Origin of the sequence: Streptomyces sp. SID9727, from assembly GCF_010550605.1 — a bacterium.
Taxonomy (GTDB): domain Bacteria; phylum Actinomycetota; class Actinomycetes; order Streptomycetales; family Streptomycetaceae; genus Streptomyces.
In genome coordinates, this window is record NZ_JAAGNI010000070.1 from 31,308 (window position 1) to 37,493 (window position 6,186).

Consider the following 6,186-nt stretch of genomic DNA (forward strand, 5'->3'; position numbering starts at 1 on the left):
GCCGCGGTGGCGTCACACGGCCGGGCGGTGGGGCGGGTTCCCGCGGTCAGGCGGCGAGTTCGCCGGCCTGGAGCTGCCAGAGGGATGCGTAGAGCCCGTGCTGGGCGAGGAGTTCGTCGTGGGTGCCCTGCTCGGCGACGACGCCGCCCTTGTCCAGGACGTAGATGCGGTCGGCGTGGCGGACCGTGGAGAGGCGGTGGGCGATGACGATCATGGTCCGGCCGGCCGCGAAGGTGTGCAGCGTGCGCTGGATGGCTGCCTCCGTCTCGTTGTCCACGGCGGAGGTCGCCTCGTCGAGGATGACGACGGGCGAGTCCTTGAGGATCGCGCGGGCCAGGGCGATCCGCTGCCGCTGGCCGCCGGAGAGCGCGGCACCGCGTTCACCGATGAGGGTGTCGTAGCCGTTCGGCAGGGTCGTGACGAAGGTGTGGGCCTCGGCCATGGCGGCGGCCCGGACGACGGCCTCGTCGGGGGCGTCGAAGCTGCCGTAGCGGATGTTGTCGGCGATGCTGCCGTCGAAGAGGAACGGGTCCTGGGCGACGAAGCCGACGGCCTGGCGCAGGTCGTGCCGTCGCAGGTCCTGGACGTCCCGGCCGTCGAGCAGGACCCGGCCGGACTGGGCGTCCTGGAAGCGCATGAGCAGTTTGGCGATCGTCGTCTTGCCGGAGCCGGTGGCGCCGACCAGGGCGGTGACCCGCCCGGCCGGAACGGTCAGCGAGAGGTTGTCCAGGGCCGCCGCGCGGCCGGGATAGGCGAAGGTGACCTCGTCGAGGACGATCTCGCCGCGCACGGAGACGGGTTCGAGCGTCCCTTCCCCGCGGTCGGCCTCGGCGGGCAGCTCACGCAGCCGCTGGACCCGTTCGTAGGAGGCGAGAGTCCGCTGGTACTGGTCGGCGATGCCGCCGAGCCGGCTCATGCGCATGAGCAGCATCTGAGGGAGCCCGATGAGCGGGCTGAACACCTCGAAGCGGAGGGTGCCGTCGAGAACCGCGCGTCCGCCGATGAGCAGGGTGCCGGCCATCGACGCGGTGGTGCAGGCGCGGACGGTCTCGCCGTGGCGGAGCGTGCCGCGGTCGGTGCGGTGACTGCTCTCCTGGACCGCGTCGCCCAACCGGTCGACGCGCTCGGCCTCGTACGCCTCGGTGCAGAAGCTCTTGACGGTGGCGCCGGCTTCGAGCGAGTTGATCACCTGGCTGCCGAGTCTGGCGCGGTGTTCGCCGGTGGCGGCGTAGTCCCTCGCGGCCTTCTCCTGGTGGCGCAGGGAGAGCCAGGCGATGACCGGGATCGGGAGGAAGGCGATCCAGGCGATCTGGGGTGCCAGCAGGAGGAACGCCGGTACGAGCAGGGCCAGGCTGGTGCCGAGTTGCAGCACGTCGTTGGCCGGTCCCGCGAAGAACGCGCCGAGCTGGCCGACGTCGTTGGTGAGGGTGCCGGCCACTCTGCTGGTCCGCTCGCCCTCCAGATGGCCCAGTTCGAGGTGCTGGACGTGCCGGTAGGCGCGTCCCCGCCAGTCGTGCTCGATGTCCTGGCCGAGCCGGCGCCATTGGAGGTTCGAGGCGTACGAGAGTCCTGCGACGGCGGCGCATGCGGCGGCCACCAGCCCCGCCAGACCCCAGAGTTGGGCGGACGCCGTGGTCAGACCGAGGCGGGCCAGCGGTGCCGCCTCGCCCTTGATGAGGACCAGGCCGGTCCATCCGAGGAAGGTGCCGAGCGCCATCTCCGCGGCCTGGCAGGCGACCGACAGCGCGGCGGCCCGGTAGAGCCGGGGGCGGTGGGGTCCGACGATGTCCAGCAGGGGGTGCCGTTCGGCGTCGGGTCCCGCCGCGTCGGCCGTTCCGCGCCATGCCTTCCGCAGGACGACCGCGGTCGCCGCGGCCACTCCGCCGACGGCCACGAGCTGCCTGGTCAGCGTCGAGCCCTTGACCAGCGCGGTGCCGGCCGCGACTCCGCCGCCGACGGCGAGCACCGGCCGTACGACGAGGCCGCGATCCACCCGGGGAGCCGGCCCGGACCGGTCCGCCTCCGCTCGTTCCGTGCCGGCCGCTTCCCGGGCGAGCCGGGCGACGGCGCGGCCGATGATCCGGCCGACGTCAGCCGCGCGCAGCCGAGCGTCGTGCCGGACGAGCACCCCGCCGGTGACCGGGCTGGCCTGGGCCTCGGTGATCCCGGGGATGTGGCGCAGCGCGGCGGCGAGGATCTCGGCCGTCCGGGGGCGTCCGACGACGAGCCCGACGTCCCAGCGCTGACGGCCCGGTGTGACCGAGCGAGGGCTCGCGGCCGGTTCCGTGGAGCGGAATCCGGATGCGGCTCCCAGTAGCGATGGCATGTGTACGTTCACCTGTTTGCGGAGGTCGCGGAAGGCCGTCACGGAGTCGACGGATCAGGGCGACGGAACGGGAAATGAGATACGGAGCGGGCCGGCGGCGGCACCGTAGGGGTGCGCGGGCGGGGCGGCCCGAGAACGGCCGCCACCCTGGCGCGCTCCGCCGCATTCGATCGGCGGGCTCGCCCGGTGGCGGCCGCGGGCCGCACAGGCCGTCAGTGCGTCTTTCCGGCGACGCTCTCGGCGGTGGCGCGGATCTTCGGGGCCCTCCGGTCCCCCTTGGCACCGGCTCCGCTCGCGTGCTGACCGGGCACGGAGTGACCCTCGGTTTCGCCGGCGGCGATCTGGGCGGCGACCACGTCGGCGGCGACCTCGGCCGCGAGGTCGTGGATGTTCTCCCCGGCCTCGTGGGCCGCCTTCTTCACCTCCATCGCGATTCCGACGGACGCTTTGACGACTCCACCCACCAGTGGCTTCAGCAGACGCTTGGCCAGCGGCGCGACGATGAGCCCGACGAGAAACGGCGGTACTACAGGCGGCATGACGCTCCATCCTCTCCACGCATACGTATGACAGGGAACCCGGCACGACGAGAATGGGAGCGGCGCACCGCCGGGCGGAAGAAGGCAATTCCGTGACGATTTCCGGTGCGGACCGGAAAACCGGCACGGTCCCGGGAAATCACATTCCCGGACGGCAGAAACACGCCGTCCGATCCCTTGATCACGGTAGTCGAACAACGCCCGCCTGGGCCAAACGGATTCCTCCGGGTTCACTCGTGTGAGTGTGGGTGGCCATTTCTCGTGTCCGGAATGGGGTGCACCCCAACACACCGAGGAATGATTATCTGACTACCTTTTTCACGTTGTGCCGCTTGGCACATGCCCCGATACCCCCGCCCCGACTCGTACGGGTGAATCAGGTTCGGCCGTCCCGGACGGTCCCGGGCGCGCCCGGCCCGGCGGCCAGGCGATTCCGGGCACTCGAACAGGCTTTCCGCGCAAGGAAGTTGGGTCACCACAGCCACCCTCCGGTGGCACGATGACGCCATGCTCCGACGCACCCCGCCGGCCGCCCTGACGGCCGCGCTCACCGCCTCGGCCCTCGCGCTGAGCGGTTGCGGCGGCGTCGCCCGCTCCTCGACGACCACCCCCCTGGTGGACCGCGGCACCGTCCGGATCGCCGAGTCCAGCGAGACGCCGAGCTTCGACCCGTACTCCACCTTCGGCGCCTCCCAGGCCCGTTACGCCTACGACTCCCTGGTGAACCCCGCCCCCGACGGCAGCCTGGTCACCGGCCTGGCCTCCTCCTGGCGGGCGACGGCCACCCGTGCCGTGTTCACGCTCCGCGCGGGCGTCACCTGCTCCGACGGGACCGCCCTCACCGCCTCGGCGGTCGCCCGGTCGCTGACCTACGCGGCCGACCCGGACAACCAGCTCGCCGGAGCCCGGACGGTCCTGCCGAACGTCCCGTTCACGGCGCGCGCCGACGACCGGACGCGCACGGTGTCGGTGGAGGCGGGCGCCCCGTTCCCGTTCCTGGTCCGCACCATCGGCCTGCTGCCGGTCGTCTGTCCCGCGGGCCTGGACCGGCCAGGCTCGCTCGCCCGCGCCACGCAGGGCACCGGCCCCTACGTGCTGACCCGCTACTCCCCCGGCGGGCCGTACGAGTTCACCGTCCGCGACGGCTACAGCTGGGGGCCCGCCGGCGCGACGACCGCCGAGCGCGGCCTGCCCGCGCGCCTCGTCCTCTCGGTGGTGCCCCAGACGTCCACGGCGGCGAACCTCCTGCTGACCGGGGGCGTCGACATCGCACGGGTGAGCGGCCCCGACCGCGCCCGGCTCACCGGCCGCGGCCTGGCCGTCTCCGAGGTCGCGACCGTCGTCGGGCTCACCTTCTTCAACCAGCGCCCGGGCCGGATCCTCGCCGACCGCGCTGTGCGCCGGGCTCTGGTCTCCGCCCTCGACCGCGAGGGGCTCGCCAACGTCGCCGTGGGCGGCACCGGCACCCCCGCCGAGGACTTCGACGCCGAGGGAGCCGTCTGCCATGCCGACCTCGCCGAGGCCCACCTGCCCGCACTGGACGCCGCGGAGGCACTGCGGGAGGCGGGCTGGACCCGTTCCGCCGGAGGTCCGCCGGCCAAGAACGGCCGGGAGCTCCGGCTCCGCCTGATCACCAGCCCCGATCTCGGGCCCACACTGGCGTCCGTCGCCGAGCTGATGGCCCGGGAGTGGACGGCGCTCGGCGCGCAGGTCGAACTGGTCACCGAGAGCCTGCCCGCCCTGGTCAACGCGATGTACACGACGGCCGACTTCGACGTGGTGGTCGGCAGTACGCCGGGCTTCGCCCTGCCGGCGGGCTTCATCCCCTTCTTCTCGGGCCCCGCCCCCGCCGAGGGCCTGAACTTCGCGGGGGTGTCCGATCCGGAGTACGACGCCCTGGTCGCCCGGGCCCTCCGGGAGCCGGACACGACGGGGTGCGCCACGTGGAACAGGGCCGCCGCCGCGCTCTTCCGCTCGGCCGACGCGCTGCCGATCGCCGAGGGCCGCAGCGGCGTGTACGGGCACCGCACCACGTTCACCACCACCTTCGGCGGTCAGCTCGTCCCCACCAGCATCCGCCTCCACCAGTGATCCAAGGGCCCGCCATGACCGTTCCCGCACTGCTGCGGCACCCCTGGACGGTGTTCCTGGGGCGCCGCGGCCTCCGGCTCCTCGTCTCCCTCGGCATCGTCCTGACGGCGTCGTTCGCGATGATCCGCCTCATCCCCGGCGACCCGGTGCGGGCCGCGCTCGGTGTGGACGCGGCCCCCGACTTCGTCGCCGCCCGGCGGCACGCGCTCGGGCTGGACATGCCGTTCCCGGCCCAGTACCGGCAGTACCTCGGCGGTCTGCTGCACGGCGACCTCGGGACCTCGCTGGTCACCGGGGCACCGGTCGCGGAACTGGTCCGCACCCGGCTGCCGGCCACCCTGGAGATCGCCGGTCTCGCCTTCCTCACCGCACTCGCCGTCGCCCTGCCCGGCGGACTCCTCGCCGCCGTCCGCACCCGCGACGGCCGTCGCCCGCGCACCGAGCTGGCGTTCACCACGGTCACCGCCGGTCTGACCGGAGTGCCCGACTTCGTGCTGGCCGCCGGGCTCACCGCCCTGCTCGCCGTCGGCCTCCAGCTGTTCCCGGTGGCCGGTGCGGCGGGCGCCGCCTCCCTCGTGCTCCCCGTCCTCGCGCTCTCCCTCACCCCCACCGCCGTACTGCTGCGCATCGTCAGGGTGGAGGCGCTGAAGGTGCTGGACGAGGACTACCTGCGTACCGCCCGGAGCAAGAGGCTGTCCGCCGCACGCCGCCATCTGCGGCACGCGGCGCCGAACATGGCGTCCGCGGCGCTCACCGTCGCCGGGAGCCTGCTGCCCGCCTTGATCGCGGGCACGGTCCTGGTCGAGAAGGTGTTCGCCTGGCCCGGCATCGGGTCCGCGATGGCCCAGTCCGTGGTGGCTCAGGACTATCCGGTGGTCCAGGCCATGGTGCTGGTGCTCGGCGCCACCGTGCTGCTGGCCGGCCTGCTGGTCGATGTGCTGCTCGCCCTGCTCGACCCCCGCTCGGCGATCCGGGAGATGTGATCATGAGCCTTGCCGCCGGTCTCCGGCGCTCCCCGATGGCCTGGGTCACCGGGGCCATGCTGGCGTCGCTCGTCGTGCTCGCCGTGGCCGGCCCGCTGTTCTGGGGCGCGGCGGCCGACCGGCCGGACCCCTCGGCCGTGCTCCAGGGGCCTTCGGCGGCACACCCGGCCGGCACGGACGGCCTCGGCCGGGACCTGCTGGCCCGGATCCTGGCGGCGGCCCGGCCCTCGCTGCTGCTCGCGCTGGC

4 protein-coding genes and 1 pseudogene are annotated in these 6,186 nt (G+C 73.5%); 3 read left to right on the forward strand and 2 right to left on the reverse strand.

The features are described from left to right. Positions 1 to 46: 46 nt before the first annotated feature. Entirely contained in the window at positions 47 to 2,326 is a 2,280-nt protein-coding gene (locus G3I41_RS04285; RefSeq protein WP_164398962.1) for an ABC transporter ATP-binding protein/permease, read from the reverse strand. 212 nt (positions 2,327 to 2,538) lie between these two features. After that, complete coding sequence (locus tag G3I41_RS04290; protein ID WP_164398963.1) at positions 2,539 to 2,865, reverse strand: DUF5132 domain-containing protein; 327 nt, start codon at positions 2,863 to 2,865, stop codon at positions 2,539 to 2,541. Between the two features lie 507 nt (positions 2,866 to 3,372). Between G3I41_RS04290 and G3I41_RS04295 the strand changes: the two genes are divergently transcribed. The 3 genes and pseudogenes from G3I41_RS04295 to G3I41_RS04305 all read left to right on the forward strand — a co-directional run. Continuing rightward, positions 3,373 to 4,956 (forward strand): ABC transporter substrate-binding protein, encoded by a 1,584-nt coding sequence (locus G3I41_RS04295; RefSeq protein WP_164398964.1) that lies wholly within the window; start codon positions 3,373 to 3,375, stop codon positions 4,954 to 4,956. A 14-nt stretch (positions 4,957 to 4,970) separates the two neighbouring features. Then, complete coding sequence (locus G3I41_RS04300) at positions 4,971 to 5,939, forward strand: ABC transporter permease (RefSeq protein WP_203600192.1); 969 nt, start codon at positions 4,971 to 4,973, stop codon at positions 5,937 to 5,939. A gap of 2 nt (positions 5,940 to 5,941) precedes the next feature. Beyond that, a pseudogene (locus tag G3I41_RS04305) lies at positions 5,942 to 6,186 on the forward strand (peptide ABC transporter ATP-binding protein); the annotation flags it as partial.